13 protein-coding genes are annotated in these 16,213 nt (G+C 58.3%); 6 read left to right on the top strand and 7 right to left on the bottom strand.

Annotated elements, in window-relative coordinates; all coding sequences use genetic code 11:
* Position 1: 1 nt before the first annotated feature.
* From B071_RS0108910 to B071_RS0108900, 3 genes are all read right to left on the bottom strand, one after another.
* Positions 2 to 313 carry an STAS domain-containing protein gene (locus tag B071_RS0108910; protein WP_018526752.1) on the bottom strand — a complete coding sequence of 104 codons (312 nt, stop codon included), beginning with the start codon at positions 311 to 313 and terminating at the stop codon, positions 2 to 4.
* A gap of 7 nt (positions 314 to 320) precedes the next feature.
* The gene (locus B071_RS0108905; RefSeq protein ID WP_018526751.1) at positions 321 to 743 is read right to left on the bottom strand and encodes a response regulator; all 423 of its coding nucleotides are present in this window, start codon (positions 741 to 743) and stop codon (positions 321 to 323) included.
* On the bottom strand, positions 740 to 1,996 hold the full coding sequence (locus B071_RS0108900) for a hybrid sensor histidine kinase/response regulator (RefSeq protein ID WP_040587972.1): 1,257 nt from the start codon (positions 1,994 to 1,996) through the stop codon (positions 740 to 742). The genes B071_RS0108905 and B071_RS0108900 overlap by 4 nt, the downstream gene beginning before the upstream one ends.
* A 328-nt stretch (positions 1,997 to 2,324) precedes the next feature.
* Here B071_RS0108900 and B071_RS0108895 point away from each other — a divergent pair, with 328 nt between their 5' ends.
* Positions 2,325 to 3,191 carry a YitT family protein gene (locus B071_RS0108895; RefSeq protein WP_018526749.1) on the top strand — a complete coding sequence of 289 codons (867 nt, stop codon included), beginning with the start codon at positions 2,325 to 2,327 and terminating at the stop codon, positions 3,189 to 3,191.
* Between the two features lie 30 nt (positions 3,192 to 3,221).
* Here the strand turns inward: B071_RS0108895 and B071_RS0108890 are convergent, their stop codons facing one another.
* From B071_RS0108890 to B071_RS0108880, 3 genes are all read right to left on the bottom strand, one after another.
* Positions 3,222 to 5,678, bottom strand: coding sequence for a PAS domain-containing hybrid sensor histidine kinase/response regulator (locus B071_RS0108890; protein WP_018526748.1), 2,457 nt, complete (start codon positions 5,676 to 5,678; stop codon positions 3,222 to 3,224).
* Positions 5,679 to 5,680: 2 nt separating this feature from the next.
* Complete coding sequence (locus B071_RS0108885; protein WP_018526747.1) at positions 5,681 to 8,212, bottom strand: response regulator; 2,532 nt, start codon at positions 8,210 to 8,212, stop codon at positions 5,681 to 5,683.
* An 84-nt stretch (positions 8,213 to 8,296) separates the two neighbouring features.
* Positions 8,297 to 9,880, bottom strand: coding sequence for a xylulokinase (locus B071_RS0108880; RefSeq protein WP_018526746.1), 1,584 nt, complete (start codon positions 9,878 to 9,880; stop codon positions 8,297 to 8,299).
* Positions 9,881 to 10,091: 211 nt separating this feature from the next.
* Between B071_RS0108880 and B071_RS0108875 the strand changes: the two genes are divergently transcribed.
* The 5 genes from B071_RS0108875 to B071_RS0108855 all read left to right on the top strand — a co-directional run bounded on the left by B071_RS0108875 (position 10,092) and on the right by B071_RS0108855 (position 14,836).
* Positions 10,092 to 10,811: a FadR/GntR family transcriptional regulator gene (locus B071_RS0108875; protein ID WP_018526745.1), complete on the top strand. Its 720-nt coding sequence runs from the start codon at positions 10,092 to 10,094 to the stop codon at positions 10,809 to 10,811.
* 63 nt (positions 10,812 to 10,874) lie between these two features.
* Positions 10,875 to 11,882: a sialic acid TRAP transporter substrate-binding protein SiaP gene (locus B071_RS0108870; protein ID WP_018526744.1), complete on the top strand. Its 1,008-nt coding sequence runs from the start codon at positions 10,875 to 10,877 to the stop codon at positions 11,880 to 11,882.
* Positions 11,883 to 11,977: 95 nt separating this feature from the next.
* Positions 11,978 to 12,547 carry a TRAP transporter small permease gene (locus B071_RS0108865; RefSeq protein ID WP_018526743.1) on the top strand — a complete coding sequence of 190 codons (570 nt, stop codon included), beginning with the start codon at positions 11,978 to 11,980 and terminating at the stop codon, positions 12,545 to 12,547.
* Positions 12,544 to 13,833 carry a TRAP transporter large permease gene (locus tag B071_RS0108860; protein ID WP_018526742.1) on the top strand — a complete coding sequence of 430 codons (1,290 nt, stop codon included), beginning with the start codon at positions 12,544 to 12,546 and terminating at the stop codon, positions 13,831 to 13,833. The genes B071_RS0108865 and B071_RS0108860 overlap by 4 nt, the downstream gene beginning before the upstream one ends.
* Positions 13,834 to 13,912: 79 nt before the next feature.
* Positions 13,913 to 14,836 (top strand): dihydrodipicolinate synthase family protein, encoded by a 924-nt coding sequence (locus B071_RS0108855; protein ID WP_040587960.1) that lies wholly within the window; start codon positions 13,913 to 13,915, stop codon positions 14,834 to 14,836.
* Positions 14,837 to 14,939: 103 nt separating this feature from the next.
* Here the strand turns inward: B071_RS0108855 and B071_RS16810 are convergent, their stop codons facing one another.
* Positions 14,940 to 15,887 (bottom strand): ATP-grasp domain-containing protein, encoded by a 948-nt coding sequence (locus tag B071_RS16810; RefSeq protein WP_018526740.1) that lies wholly within the window; start codon positions 15,885 to 15,887, stop codon positions 14,940 to 14,942.
* Between the last annotated feature and the right edge of the window lie 326 nt (positions 15,888 to 16,213).

The raw sequence follows: 16,213 nt of genomic DNA, 5'->3' as shown, positions 1-16,213 counted from the left end.
GTCATGGCTGGTCGCTCCCCAGGGGTGCGAGCCCGGCAAAGCGGAGCATCTTGTCGATCCGCGGCGCGGCCTCTCCCTGATCGATGGTGCAGTCCCATCCTCCCTCCCGGGCTGTCCGGAAGAGCGAGAAGAGCACCTGAATCCCCGCCAGATCCAGCGATTCTGTCCCGGTCAGGACCAGGTGGAGCGTGCCCCGGAGGGGGAGGGCCTCTTTCAGGGCCTGGTGCAACTGCGGGGCCGTGCCGTAGTTCAGGCTCCCCGCGATGGTGATCACCGTCCGGTCCTGTTCCTGCTGAATCTGGAGGGAACTCATGGCCGCCTCAGAACTCCAGGGTTCGGGTAACCTTGGAGACCACCTGAAGCAGAGCCTCCTTCTCCACCGGTTTTGTGAGCCACGCCGTTGCCCCGGCCGCTTTGGCCTCCTGCTTCCGGGCGTCCTCGCTCTCGGTGGTAACCATCACGATGGGAACCGCCGCGTTGATCCTCCCCTGACGAACNCGGCTGATAAAATCCACGCCGTTCATATTGGGCATATTGTAATCGCAGAGAATCAGCTCGGTCTGATCGTCCAGCAGCTTCAGCCCCTCGGGGCCATCGGCGGCCAGAACCGGCTGGTAACCCGCCCCGGAGAGGATAATCGAGATAATTTGCCGCATGGAGATCGAGTCATCCACCACCAGAATTTTTTTTGCCACAGTTTTTCTCCCTTCCTCGTTCAGGTCCTTCTGCCTGGTACAGGTCATTCGCTCAGGGGTAACCGCAGGGTAAGCCGTACAAAAGACCGGGGGGGGTCGGCGGTATAGTCGATCCCGTTCCCNGCGGCGATCCATCCGCCGTGGCGTTTTGCCAGTTTTCGTGCCACATACAANCCTGTGCCGTCGCCCCATTTTTCCTGGTCGCTCCGGACCGGAAAAGCCTCAATCGTATAGAAGATATCAAAGACCAGCTCGCTGTAGTCGTAGGGAATCCCCACCACGGGCTGGCCCGATTTATCTCTGGTGGTCGTCTTTTTTGAATCGTTCTGCAGGATAATCTCGAGAATCTGCTGCCCCGTTTCCGGCGATGTGGCCAGCCCCATCTCCAGAACCACCCGAGATCCCTCGGGGGAATATTTCAGGGCATTGATCAGAAGTTCCCGCAGGATATCCTGGATCTTCTCCCGGTCCAGCGTCACCGTGCCGGGGATATCGGTCCGGGGAGGAACCTCNGCGAGGGAGCGCTCGGGGTCGGCCGTGAGTTGGGGAAAGAGTTCCCGGCAATACCGGAAGAGTTCTTCCGTCACGGCCTGGGCCGGGAGGCGATGGAGGTCCAGCTCCAGCTTGTCCAGCTCCCCGATGAAGGTAATGTACTGAAAGATGTCCCGCTGCGCCCTGGCTGCCGTGAGAATCATGGTGTAGAGCTCGGACCCCAGAATAACACCCTGGCCGTCGTCGGTGGGGGTCACCACGCTCTCCAGGAGATCCAGCCACATGAACCCCCCGGCTTGGTTGACGGTGCGCGAGAGGAGCCCCACCATCTGCTCGGTCTGGGTGATATCCTTTGCTGCGTAGAGCTGGCGCCAGTTTGCAAGCTGCTTGTTTTCCAGTTCCAGGAGCTTGCGCTCCTGCTCAACCTGGCGGATCAGGCGCTGCTGTTCCTTCTCCTTCAGGGTTTTCCCGACCCGGAAGAGAAGATTCTCGGGAATGATGGGCTTGGTGATGTGGTCGTCGGCACCCTGCTTGACCAGGTTCACGGCCAGCTCCAGATCGGTGTTGCCCGTCAGAAAGACAAAAGGAATCTCCTCGTCCCGGGAGCGGACCTCCTCCAGGAACTTGTCCCCGTTCATTCCGGGCATATAGTAATCCGAGAGAATCAGGTCAAAGTGATCCAGACAGAAGGCGTCCAGGGCCGATGCGGGAGAGAGGTGGGCCGTTGCCTCGTACCCCGCCTGTTTCAGGACCTTCTCGACCAGGAGAAGGCTCGCTTTATCGTCGTCCACGACGAGTATTCTGCTCATGGTTGTTTTCTCCGGCCCTCCCGGGGCCACGTGCTCTTTCGGAGCTGCTGTATCAAGGCCCATGGAGGCGACCACTGCCTCCGGGACCAGCTCTGCTATCCACCGACAGCTCCGCCACTCAGTGCCAGACCTGTCATTCAGTGTAAGACCTGCCGGCGAGTGATGCAAATCGCTGTAAGGCTGCAGCANCGGTTGCACAAACCCCCGGCAACCGCGCAGTATGAGAGCCGCCGGGCAGGCCTTCCAGAGCTCCCCGGCGAAGCAACCACCGGCAGAGGCCCCCTTGGCAGAGGGCCCCCGGCTGTACCACGGAGGGGCCGCACACATTATGTCGACCATGGTAACCCGGACAGCCCGGACCCTGCAATCGTATTTGTTCCTCACGGGGGGGCTCGCCCTGGGGGCCGCAGGGTGGGCGGGGTTTATTGTTCCCGCAGGGATTATCGGCGGGGGAGCCACGGGAATGGCCACGGTGCTCCATTTTCTTGCGGGTCTCGATATCGGAGCGGCAGCCCTGGCGATCAACCTCGTGCTGATCGCACTCTCCATAAGGATCATCGGGGCATCCTTCGGGGTCAAGACGATCTACGCGATCACGGTCTTCTCCCTCTTCCTCTCCCTGGTGAGCCGCCGGGTGGAGGGGCCCATACTCACGGAGACGATGATGGCCATGGTGACGGGGAGTATTCTTGCCGGGGTGGGAAGCGGGATCGTCTTTCTCAACGGTGGAAGTACCGGCGGTTCCGATATCATCGCCATGATCATCAACAAGTACCGCAATATTTCCCTGGGGCGGTTGCTCCTGTGTATCGATACGGTGATTATCAGCAGTTCCTTTCTCCTCTTCCGCTCCCTGGAAACGATGATCTACGGCTTTGTCTGCATGGCGATTCTCACCTACACGGTAGACCTCATCATCAACGGAACCAACGAGACGGTGCAGTTCTTCATCTTCTCCCGGCGCCACCGGGAGCTGCAGCACCACATCATTCACGTGGCGCGGCGGGGGTTGACGATACTTCCCGGGGTGGGCGGGTATTCAGGCCAGGAGGTGAAGGTGCTCATGGTGATCGCCCGCAAGAGCGAGAGTCAGGTGGTGCTCCGTCTGATCAAGGAGATAGACCCCGAGGCCTTCATAACCATGGGGACCGTCTCGGGCGTGTACGGCCAGGGGTTCGACACAATCAAGGCGTGATCCGCAGGCCCCCGTCCCCGCGCTCACCCGTCACGGCGCGATGTCCGGGGGCAGCCAGCGCGCCAGGCAGGCCCGGAGCGTGGCCGAGTCTAGCGGTTTTGCCAGGACGTCGTTCATGCCGGCCTGAAGGCATTCCTCCCTCTGTCCCGCCGTGATTCCCGCAGTCACGGCGATAACAGGAACCGTTGCGCCCCGGCTCCGGCTTCGTATCTGCCGCGTCGCCTCGCGGCCGTTCATCCCGGGCATGGCGATATCCATGAGAATAACCGCAGGCTCCACAAAACGTACGGCGTGGATCGCCTCGGCCCCGGTGCGACAGCTCAGGATCTCGGCTGAGGGCATGATCGTGTCTACCTGGGTCTGCATCAGCAGGAGGTTCGTCTCGTCGTTTTCCACGATCATCACCAGGGGTTTTTTCCGGTCCTGATCGCGGCCCTGGTCCGGCAGGGAATCCTCCTCCGGAGGGGCGTTTCGGGGTACGTCGAGTTTTTGAAGAATCTCTCCCAGCACCGCGAGTCGGACCGGCTTGGGGAGAACCCCGCCGGGGGGATTTTCCTGTATCTCGAGACTCGTCCGGGTCATTTCCAGAGCCGGCGGCAGCAGAACCAGCCGCTGGCCGAAGCGCGAGGCAAAGCCGGGCTTCTGCAGAAGCTCTCTCGCTGTGGCCACGGGAAGGAAGATGAGGTCCGGTTCTCCGGGGCCGCGCCGGTCGGGGGTGGACCAGTACTCCAGGGCGGCATCGGGGCTGGTCTCGATCTCCGGGGAAATTCCCGCCCTGGTGAGATATTCCTCGAGAACTCTCAGGGCAGCGGGGCTGGAATCGCTCAGGTAGGCCCGGTGCAGGTGGGAGAGTTCTGGCAGGGCGGGAGGGGGCCCCGCCTCGTGGCACCGCAGCGGGAAGGAGAACTCGCTCCCCCCGCTCTGGGTGCTCTCCACGGAGATCCCCGGGCCCACCGTTCTGGCGAGCCTGTCGGCGATNGCCAGCCCCAGGCCCAGACCTTCGTGTTTTCTGGTGCTGGATGAGTCGGTCTGAAAGAAGGGCTTGAAGAGATTTCTGCGTTTTTCCTCGGGGATTCCGGCCCCGGTATCGCGGACCCGGATGTGGAGAAACCCCACCGTGTCCGGTTCGTCATCGGGGAGGGCTGATTCTTCCCGGGGCGTGTAACCAACGCTGATCTCGATCTCCCCCCGGTCGGTGAACTTCACGGCGTTCCCCAGAAGATGAACCAGAATGTTCAGGGCCTTTGTCTCGTCTGCCACCACCGAAGCGGGAACCTCGGGGGCAATGCGCAGAATCAGCTCGAGCCCCTTCTCCTGGGCGGGGTGCAACACCGAATCGGTGACGGAATCAAAAAAGGAGAGGGTATCGATCCTCTCTGGCCGGGGCTCGGTCTCCTCTCCCTGGAGGGAGCCGTCGAGCCGGACAAACTCCAGGATCTGGGAGATGATCTTCAGCAGGGACCGGGAGGAGTTCTGGAGATACCCCAGATACTGAAGCTGGTCCTCCCCCAGGGGAGTATCTGCCAGAAGATCGGCAAAGCCCATGATCCCGTTCAGGGGGGTTCGCAACTCGTGACTCATATTGGAGATAAACTCGCTCTTGGCTCTGGTGGCCGCCTCGGCCTCGCGCCGGGCCATCTCCAGACGCAGATTCTGAAGCTCCGTCTGCTCCACATAGCTGGTGAGTTTCTCCTCGGCGCGCTTGCGGTCAGTGATATCGATCATGAGGCCGTCGATAAACCATTCCTGTCCCAGGGGGCTATACCAGACAAAGCCGCTCTCGCAGACCCAGCGAAGGTCCCCCGATTTATGGAGAATCCGGTATTCGGTGGTGTAGTGATGGTCCTCATGGTGGGCGATCTGGCGCGTTCGGGCGTGCTCCCGTTCCCCGGTGATCCGGGGAAGGTCCTCGGGGTGGATCAGGGCCTGCTCTCCGGGGTCTGCCTGGAGCAGCTCCCCGGCGGTGTAGCCTGTCAGGGCCTGAACCTTGCCGCTCATGAAGGAGAGCCCCCGGGGGCCGGAGAAACGGATCCGGAAGATCGCGCCGGGAATGTTCTCGGTGAGCGAGAGGAAATGCTGCTCGTTCTCACGCAGGTGCCGTTCTGCCACGTAGCGTTCCGAGATGTCCTCCAGGGAAATGTAGTAGCGGTCGCCCTTGCAGAAGGAACGCCACTGGCAGAACCGGAGCGATCCATCGGCCGCCTGGAGGCGCAGTATGCACCGCTGGGGGATCTCTTCCGGGGAGTTTCCCGGCGGATCTTCCGGCGACGGGCGCGGGGGCTCCATCATGTTCCGGAAGGTCTGCTCTGCCTGAAGGCGGTCATCGGGAAAGATGAACTCCCGGTAATGCCTGCCCCGAACCTCTTCGGGGGGAATGTCGAGAAGCCGGAGCCAGCCCTGGTTCGCCTCGAGAATCGTCCCCGAGGCGTCGGTAACGCAGAGGAGCCGGGGATCCAGAGGAGCAAAGCTTTTCAGAAGATCCGTCATGGTTATCGCTGCTCCTTCTGCAGATAGGTGCGAAGCGATTGCTCCAGCTCCTTGCGATCGATCGGTTTCGGGATGAACCCCTCCATGCCTGCGTCAAAACATCGCTCGCGTTCTTCCGTGGTGGCCCCCGCCGTGAGGGCCAGAACGGGGACGGACCGTTCCGCCTTGATCCTCCTGGTTGCCTCGAGGCCGTCGCATTCCGGCATCTGCACGTCCATCAGGACAAGATCCAGATGAACCTTCAGGGCGATCTCGATAGCCTCCAGGCCGTTTGTTGCCTCGTGGATGACCCAGTCCGGCGAGAGCTGGCTGATAATCGCCTTGACCAGCATCATGTTGGTGCGCGTGTCTTCTGCTACGAGGATGTGTTTGCGTCCCGAGCCGCCGGGGACGGAGGGGGGCGGTGGTTCGGTCTGGTCGGCCCGGGTTGCCCCTTCCGGGTGAGACTCTCGGCAGAGTTCTTCCAGACAGCCCCGAAGCTCTGTAGCCCGGACCGGTTTGGTGAGGATTCTGGTGATTCCCAGCTCGCGGGCCTCGCGGGTAATTTCCGGGGCCTCCGAGGGGTTCATCAGCAGAATCAGCCCCATCCTGGAGAGGTCCCGGCCCAGATCGTCCCGGAGGTGGCGAACCATCCGGAGCCCGTCCATCACGGGCATGCGGTAATCCAGGATGATCAGGTCGCACCGGGAGGATTCTTCCAGGGTGCGCAGAGCCGAGAGCCCGTCGGCACAGGCCCTGGCCTGGATGCCCCAGGATCCCAGGAGCTCCTTCAGAATCGAGCGGTTCGAGGCGTTGTCGTCGATGATCAGGGCTCTGTCGGGAAGGGTGCGCAGCGCCCCGGTGGGGGAGGGCTGGTCCGGGAGCAGGGGCAGCTCCAGGGTGAAGGTGAAGGTGCTGCCCCGNTCTGGTGTGCTTTCCAGAAAAATATCCTCTCCGCCCATGGCCCGGACCAGGGAGTTGGCTATGACCAGTCCCAGACCCGTCCCGCCAAATTGCCGGGTTGTGGCTACATCACCGCGCGAAAAGGCGCGGAAGAGCTGGTTCTGCTGGTCGGGGGAGATGCCGATCCCCGTGTCGCGGACGCGAAAGGTGTATCGCCAGTGTCCGGTTCGGGCCTCTGCCCCCTGCAAGGAGAGTTCAACCTCGCCCCGAGGGGTAAACTTTACCGCATTACTCAGGAGATTTACCAGTACCTGTTTCAGCCGTTCCGGGTCGACCCGGACCCCCCGGGGAAGTTCGGGATCGACCCTCACCAGCAGTTCCAGATCCTTCTGGAAGGCCTGCCAGGAGAGAATGTCTGCTGCCTCGGCGGCGGTTTGGAGCAGGTCGGTCTCCAGGGGGTCCAGTTCCAGTTTCCCCGCCTCGATTCTGGAGATGTCCAGGATATCGTTGATGATCGCCAGCAGGCTTTTGCCCGAGAGGACGGCTCGTTCGGCGTACTGCTGCTGGGTATCGTCCAGCTCTGTGGTGAGGAGAAGCTCCGTGAAGCCGATCACCCCGTTCAGGGGGGTGCGGATCTCGTGGCTCATCGTGGAGAGGAAGCGCGATTTGGCCTTGTTGGCCTGCTCGGCCGCTTCCTTGGCCTGGAGGAGCGATTCCTCGGCCTGGAGTCGCTGGAGGGCGCTGGCCAGGGTGTTGGCCAGGACCTGGAGCAGGGAGATTTCCCGATCGCTCCAGTGGCGGTGAATCCGCACCGCGTCGAACCCGAAAAAGCCCTGGACGGCGGTTCCCACCACCACGGGTACGCAGAGCAGGGACCGTATTCCCTGGCGCCGGAACTCTTCCTGTTCCGCCCGGGCCTCCCGGGGAAGGTTGTCCAGGTCCCCGATAAAGAGGACCTGCCCCTGCAGGAGCTGGCTGTGGGCCCAGGGGAAGGTCTCCAGCGGCAGGTTCTGGCGCTTCTCCCGGAGGGACTCGACCCCCGGTGCGCACCATTCGTGGCTGTTGCTCAGCTCGGGGTTGTCAGGAGAAAATTCAAAGAGGTAGCTCCGGTCGGCGCCAAAAAAGTGGCCCGCTTTCTCCAGCATGGACTGGAGTGTTTCGTAATAGCTCCCCCGGGTAAGGCCCACGAGGTCGGTGGAGATCTCGCTCACCATTTGCTGGAACCGCGTGGATGCTTCCAGTTCCAGCTCGATCTCCTTGCGCGGAGTGATATCCCTGATCAGGCCCAGCACCTTCGAGGGGGTTCCCCGGCCATCCCTGACGACTCCCACCGATTGCTCCACCCAGCGCAGTGTTCCGTCGGCGCGGATGATGCGGTGTTCGCAGTTCAGGGGCACACCCTCGGGCATGGTTGTAACGGGCCGGTTGAGTTTGAGCACCTTTGCCCGGTCCCGGGGGTGAATCCGCCGGAGAAAAGCCCCCAGGGTTCCCTCGAAGGAGCCCTTCTTGAGCCCGAAGATCGCTTCGCACTCGGGGGACCAGAAGAGGTGACTCGTGGCAAGGGTGAGTTCCCAGAACCCCGTGGCGGTAAAGTGGTGGAGCAGGGTTATCCGGCGCAGCTTTTCTTCGGGTGAATCCTGGAACTCTTCCATCACCCTCCAAGTCTAAGAGGTCAGGCGACTTTTTCGCCAGCCCCCAAATCCGTCAATCTGCCACCCCGCCACACCTGGAAGATATCAGGTCAGGGCGTCAACGGCGCTCCGCTCGGCGGCCAGGGCTGCCTTGTACCGGCGGTAATAGGTTGCAAAGCCCTCCAGATCCTCCGGTGCGGGCGAGACGGTCTGTACCGAGGCCCCGGAGAAGACCTTGTCCAGATAGTCAGGAAGATTCCCGCCCCGGTCTTTCAGGAAAGCTGCAAGCAGAGCCATCCCCCAGGACCCACCCTCTCCTGCGGTTTCCATGACCGAGCAATCGCATCCGATAACTGCGGCAGCCATCTTTTGCCCCACCTCGGGGGTGGTGAAAAATCCCCCGTGACCAGTGATCCGTTCCAGGACGGCCCCCTCCCGATCGCGCAGAACATCGAGGCCGATACGCATGGCGGCAAGAGCCGAGAAGAGGTGCGCCCGCATGAGGTTTGCTACGGAGAACCTTGCGTCGGATGAGCGAAGAAGCAGGGGGATACCATCGGTGAACCCCGTCAGATGCTCGCCCGAGCGGTAGGGGATCACCGTGAGCCCTCCGGCATCGGCCTCTCCCTGAAGCGCCAGGGGGAGCAGCCGCGAGAAGCTGTCTCCCTGGGAGCACTCGCCGCCCGTGGAGGTCTGTGCCCCCAGGATGCGCGAGCTTTCGGTGAGCAGGGAAATCCAGTCGTTGAGATCGGAGGTGCAGTTGTTCGAGTGAGCCATGGCCACGCTCTCGCCGTGGGGTGTCAGGAAGACATCGATCGCTTCGTGATGGCCCGAAAGGGGGTGCTCCAGGACCACCATGGCAAAAGCCGAGGTGCCGGCAGAGACATTCGCCGTCCGGGGGCGGATGCTGTTGGTGGCGATCATTCCCGTTCCCGCATCACCCTCGGGAGGGCACAAGGGCGTCCCCGCAGCGAGGGTCCCTGCGGGATCAAGATCGGCAGCCGCCTCATCCAGAATCTTCCCTGCCTCCGTACCGTGGGGGAGCACCTCGGGGAGCAGGTCCAGGAGCCGGAAGGGAAGGTGGGCCTCTTCGAGGAGCTGGTCGAAGCGTTTTACGTACTGTGCGTTGTAGGTCTGCGTGGCGGGATCCACGGGGAACATCCCCGACGCCTCGTTGATGCCCAGGACAAACCGCCCCGTGAGCTTGTAGTGAATGTATCCTGCCAGCGTGGTCAGGCGGGCGAGGTGAGGAACATGGGCTTCCTTGTTGAGTATGGCCTCGTAGAGGTGGGCGATACTCCAGCGTTGGGGGATGGGGAACTGGAAGAGCGTGCTCAGTTCCTTTGATGCTCTGTGGGTCTTGTTGTTGCGCCAGGTGCGGAAGGGAACCAGCAGATTGTCCCGGGCATCCAGGGCCAGGTAGCCGTGCATCATGCCACTGATGCCAGCCGCAGCGATGCGCGGGGTTGTACCGGGAGAGCCCTCGGCGTAGTTCCCCAGGAGGGTCTGCACGGAGGTTTTTAACCCCTGCCAGGCATCGTCCAGGGGGTAGGACCAGAATCCATCGACCTGGGAATCCTGCCAGGTATAGGAGCCCGACGCGACGGGTTTCCAGTTCGAATCGATCAGGACTGTCTTTATTCGTGTTGATCCGAGCTCAATGCCAAGAACCAGCTCTTGTTCGTTCATCGTGTTTTCTCCTCGCTATGACCGGTTCCCCGGTATGATCGGGGCAGTTCCTCCGGAGGAACCCCGCAGAATGATAGCACGGGACGGGAGAAACAGGTACAGGGCAATCTTCGAAGAAACATGTTGACGGATCAGAAAAGCCATGTGACTATAACCTGTATGACAGGTGAACAGGTAGACAGATTTTTTCCGGGTATTTTGAGGAGATGTGGTGGTCGAGACAAACTATGAAATAAAGAGGACGAACCTGTATGAGCAAATCGCGGATAGCCTGGAACGGGCAATCATCGCGAAGGACTCAGACCTGATCCGGAAATTACCGTCGGAGCAGGAGCTGGCCAAGCGCTTTCAGGTGAGCCGTACCGTGGTCAGGGAGGGGCTGAAGATTCTCAAGGAGCGGGGTCTGATCGATCTTCGCAACGGGGGTGGGTCCTATATCACAAAGCCAAAACTGGAAACAGTTTCGAGTGCCCTCCAGCGGATTATCGAGATCGATGAAGTTAATAACGAGGATCTCCACGAACTGCGACATATTCTGGAAGTGGCTGCTTGCCGTCTTGCCGCGGTTCATATCACCGCCGAGGAAGTCGCCCGGTTACGGGAGATCGTTGCGTGTATGGAAGATCGAAGTCTTTCTGTAGACGAGAGGGTCGAATACGACTCGTCTTTCCATATTGCAATCGCTCGGGCGGGTAAAAACATTCTCCTCGAAATGTTCGTCGAAGTGATGACTACGCTGACTCGTGAGTATATGAGTAAAGGTGTGTTGCTTCGGGGAGGGATAGAAGATTGCCTGAAACACCATAATCTGGTTGTTAACGCCATTGAATCAGGAGATCCTGATAAGGCAGAAGGTGCTATAAGCAACCATCTCCGCGCTTCTCACGAAAATGTAACTATATATGATTCAATTAAAAATCCAGATAAATAAGCGATAAATCAGAATCAAAAACGTTATTTTATAACGATAATTACCAGAATTTGGGAGGTTGTTTTGAAAAACTATTTTGTTGCGGTGCTTGCTCTCTTGTTTGTATCCTTTTCTGTCTTTGCGGGCGGAAGCGGTGAAGCCTCGTCGGAGAAACCGATCGAGATCATTTACACAATGACAGCAGTTCCCGGAGATGCCCACACTCAGGCCATGTATGTCTTCAAGGAGACTGTGGAGAAGCTGTCAGGAGGAACAATTAAGGTTCTGGCCTACGATTCTGCTTCCCTCTTTCGCCAGGAACAGGAGCTTTCGGCTGTGCGATCAGGGCAGGCCGATATGACAGCAATCGCGGCTCCCTGGTTGACCGATGGTTCTCCCTGGGTCTCCATGTTTACTGCGGGATACATGTTTGGCAGTTATGGCCATATGTCGGAAGTCCTGAATGGGGAAGTAGGACAGGAAGCCTTTGACCGGATCGCCCGGGAGCAGGGAATTCGTCCCCTGGGAGCGCAGTATCTCGGAACGCGGCAGATCAACCTTGTTGAGGATCGCCCCGTAAAAACTCCTGCTGACTTGCGGGGGGTAAACCTTCGGATGCCCAACTCCGATGCCTGGTTGTTTCTGGGCCGTGCTCTGGGTGCAAACCCGACGCCAATCTCTTTCTCCGAGCTCTACATGGCGTTGCAAACCCGGACGGTGGATGGTCAGGATAATCCGCTGCCCACAACGCGAAATGCAATGTTCTATGAAGTTACCCGCTCTATCAGCCTTACCAACCATGTCGTTGACAGTGTGTGGCCTGCAATCAATGAAGCAAAATGGCAGTCCCTGAATGATCAGCAGAGAGAGTGGATCCTGGAGGGAGTTCGTGCCGGAATTGCACATTGCGATGCAACGAACCTCCAGGCTGAGGCAGAGTTGATCGAGTACTTCAGGAATGCAGGAATGAAGGTCTACGAGGCTGATATCGATGCCTTCCGCTCACATGTACTGGGGCAGTATCTGGAATCTCCCTTTTCCAGATCCTGGGACATGGATCTCTTTGAGCGGGTCCAGGCTGTAGATCGGTAAATCTACCGAGATTGTTGGTTTCGGCAGGAATCCTTCCGGGATCGGGGAAGGTTCCTGCCAGTTGTTTTTTTGGAAGAGGAAGAAGAGTTAATAGAATGCTGAAGAACGCCTTGCGGCTCATAACAAATTTCTTTGAGATATACGTACCGATTGGGGCATTTCTTGTCATGTTCGGTACTTTTCTCTTGCAGGTCTTTTTTCGATATGTCCTTCGTTCACCCCTGACCTGGACTCAGGAAGTAATTGTTCTCAGCTTTGTCTGGGTTGTGATCTTTGGTGCCAGTTACACTATGAGGGAAAAAGGGCATGTAAAGTTTACCATGGTGTACGACATGGCACCCCCCCGGGTCGCGGCTCTCCTGAGGTTCATCGGAAACGCTCTTATTGCACTCGCCCTGGCGTTGTTAATCGTGCCATCGTTTAAATACGCCCTCTTTGTGGGATTTCAACGCACAGCTGTATTCAGGGTATCTTATACCGTGGCTTTTCTCCCTTTTTTATATTTATTGATTTCTTCTATCTGCTATATCGTCCCCGAACTGTACGAGGACATACGTGTTATGCGGGGTGATATCGAAGATAGTCCCGATCATGCGGTATCAGAAATTATCCGGGAATCTGTGGAAGCTTCCCAGAATATCGACGCGACGGAGATCTTTCGATGAGTTTGCCAGTATTTGCCGCCCTTGTGTTGTTCGTTCTGATTTTCTTTTTGCGAATGCCGATCGCTCTGGGGATGCTGGTTTCTTCAGTCGGATATTTTATCCTCCGGGGTGCAGATCTCGGCATGGTTGTGAATCAGGTGGTGAACACCTATTTTACAAACTTTGTTATCATTGCGGTTCCTCTCTTTATCTTTACGGCAAATGTGATGAACTCCGGAAAGATTACGGCGATGATCTTCCGGTTTGCCGATGCCCTCTGTGGAGGGATGCGGGGGGCTCTGGGTCACGTGAATGTCCTGGCATCGCTCATTTTTGCCGGTATGACAGGTTCCGCCATTGCCGATGCAGCGGGATTGGGAAAGATCGAGATAGAGGCGATGAACGACGCGGGGTTTGATCCACCCTTCTCCTGCGCTATCACAGCTGCCTCGGCTACGATCGGGCCGATTTTTCCACCCAGCATTCCCCTTGTAATCTATGCAATGCTCTCGGGAACTTCCGTGGGGGCCCTCTTTCTGGGAGGAATGATCCCGGCTCTATTGCTCACGGTTTTCCTGATGGTTTACATCTCGATTATCGCCGCCGTCAGGAGCTATCCGCGCGGGAAGTGGCTGGGGCTTCATCTTTTTCTCGCGCTGACGTTGCAGGCCCTGCCCGCACTGCTCACGCCGGTTATTCTCCTTGCGGGGATCTATACGGGAGTGATGACGCCCACCGAAGCGGGCGCAATCGCCGGGCTCTACGCGTTGATCGTCTCGGTGGGTATCTATCGGGCCCTCGGCTGGAGTGACCTCTGGCAGATCATGAAGAACTCGATCCGCGATATTGGCGCGACCAGTATCATGATAGGAGCTGCAGCGGTCATCTCCTACATCGTTGCGAGGGAGCAAATTGCAGCTTCCCTGGGGACGTGGATCCTCTCTATATCAAACAGCCCCTGGGTCTTTCTTCTTCTGGTCAACGGTGTGATCCTGCTTTTGGGAATGGTTATCGATACATCGACAATCCAGCTGATTTTTGTTCCCATTCTCATTCCCGTGGCACGCGCTTTGGGAATCGATTTAATACACTTTGGACTGGTTGTGACTTTTAACATGATGGTCGGTTTGTCCACTCCACCCTTTGGCATGCTCTTGTTTATCACATCGTCAATATCGAATACTTCGCTGAAAGAGGTGATGCGTGAGATTCTTTTTCCAGTGCTGGCTATGATAGGGGTGCTCTTGATAATTACCTATGTTCCCGATGTTGTGCTTTTTCTGCCAAGAAGATTCGGAATGATGTAAGCGGAATATTCTGGAAATCATCATATTATTCGCATTTTTTGTGCAGACAGATTTTTAACGGTTTTAGAGGAGAATCTCTGTGAAAAAATTCAAGGGTTGCTGGCCGACAATGATAACTCCCTTTACAGAGGATAATCAAATCGATTATCCCGCAGTGGAAAGACTGGTGGAGTGGTATATTCAGCGTGGCTGTGATGGTATCTTCGCCGTCTGTCAATCGAGCGAGATGTTCTTTCTTGCCGAGGACGAGAAAAAAGAGCTTGCCAAAGCTGTCGTATCGCTGGCGGGAGGGCGAGTAAAGGTTGTCGCTTCGGGGCATACTGCAGAGGATCCTTCCGAACAGATCGATCAAATTATGGCGATGTCCGAGACGGGAGTTGATGCGGTTGTCCTCGTCAGCAACCGCCTGGCAGACCCCGATCAACCGGAAGAGCTTTTCCAGGAGCGAGCGGAGGCAATTTTTGCCGCCACCAGGGGAGTGCCCCTGGGAATGTACGAATGTCCCTATCCCAAATTGCGTCTCCTGGGCACGGCCTTTCTGCGCGACGCCGCCCATGCGGGGAAACTGGTTTTTCTGAAGGATGTGAGCTGTTCCGGGGAGATTCTTCAGGAGAGGATACAGGCCGTGGCAGGCAGTGGTCTGGCTTTGTTGAATGCCAATACGGCAACGTTGCTCGATTCACTGATCGCCGGGGCGGATGGATACAACGGAGTGATGGGGAACTTTCATATCGACCTCTATAAGTGGTTGTACGATAATTTCAGGAAGGAACCCGGTCTGGCGCGCAAGGTAAGTGATTTTCTCACCGTTTCGGCCATCATCGAGGCGCGAGCGTACCCGGTGAGTGCCAAACACCATTTCAACATCACGGGGGTTCCCATGGAAACCTGTTCCCGGGCACTGGATTCTGCTACTGTTCTTAATGAGAACGGGCTTCGTGAGATCAACAGTCTGATCAGGATGGAGAGCGCCCTCCGGCACGAGTTGGGCTTGCCGTCATAACTGCCAGAGATGCCCTGCACCTCCTCTCTCCCCGGGGCAGCAGGGCCAGGGGAGAGAGATCGGGGAGAGCTCGGGGAGAGCTCGGGGAGGGAGAGGCGCCTCTCTAGGAAGTGTGCTCTGCCGTGGTGTTTTCCGCGCGCTGTTCGGGGAACATTCCCAGCCGTATCTGCAGGTAGTGGAACACCTCTTTGGCGATATCCACGGTACAGGCCTTTTCCAGCCCGTCGAAACCGGGCGAGCTGTTTACCTCGCAAATCTTGAAATGTCCCTCATCGAAGAGGAGATCGACCCCGGCGATCTCCAGTCCAAGAATCCGCGATGCCTCCACGGCGAGCCATTCGATCTCTGGTGTCATGGGGTATTCCCGGACCATTCCCCCGCTGGAATAGTTTGCCTTGAAGGCCTCCCCATTGGTGTAGCGCTCCATGCACGCCACGGCGCGCCCTCCGATGGTAAACACTCTCAGGTCCCGTCCATAACTTGTCTGGATGAACTCCTGGATAATCATATTAACCTTGGAGTTGGTAACCTCGATCAACTGAAACAGATCGGAACAGGATTTGCGGTCCTGCGCGAGGAAGACGCCCTTGCCTTGCGATCCCGAGAGCGTCTTGATCACCGCGGGATAGCCGATATGCTTTTCCACCAGCCTCTCGTCAATCGGGAACTTCACGAGCATTGTTCGCGGTACGGGAATGTTGTTCTCGGCCAGAATCTGCTGCGTATATAGCTTGTCCTTGACGGTCTCGATACTGTGGGCTGAGTTGAAGGTCGGTACTCCCAGCCGTTCCAGATGACGGATCACGGCCAGCGCAAAGTAGGCGGTGCCAGCACCCATGCGGGGCAGAACAAAATCGGGCAGATCTACAGGTTCCCCGTCGAGCAAAATGCTCTTGCGATCTTCCCTGGTCACGACCAGATCTATCTGTTCCGGTCGAATCACACGCAGTGCTATGTCGAGCTCGCGGGCCCGTTCCTGGAAGCGCCCGATCTCGTACATTTCAGGTTTTATCTCGCTCTCATTGGCGCGATACAGAATCCAGCCTTTCACATAATCTCCTCGGATGCAGGGTGGGGCTCCCCCCTGGAAGCCCGATGGGGCATCCACGGTCGTGGCGCTGGTTTACAGAGTCTGTGCGTTGGGGGAGAGTCAGGGGCCCGTTTCTGCGGGCACCGCCGTGAATATTATCGAGGTACCGAGCTCCGCACAAGCAGTTTTATGCAAACAGGTCTGTCCAGTCATCACGGGCGCTCCAGGTACGGCGATTTTTCTTGCGCGATGGTTCCCGGGATTTTTCCCGGAAACAGTGAGCATAAGGCTGCCCTGATGTGTATAATTATTCCATGGAGCGCCCCCACAGACCCGCCGCAGTGACG

Origin of the sequence: Alkalispirochaeta alkalica DSM 8900 (assembly GCF_000373545.1) — a bacterium.
Lineage (GTDB): Bacteria > Spirochaetota > Spirochaetia > DSM-27196 > Alkalispirochaetaceae > Alkalispirochaeta > Alkalispirochaeta alkalica.
The sequence above is the reverse complement of the archived record's forward strand: the minus strand, read 5'-3'. Positions and strand labels throughout refer to the sequence as shown.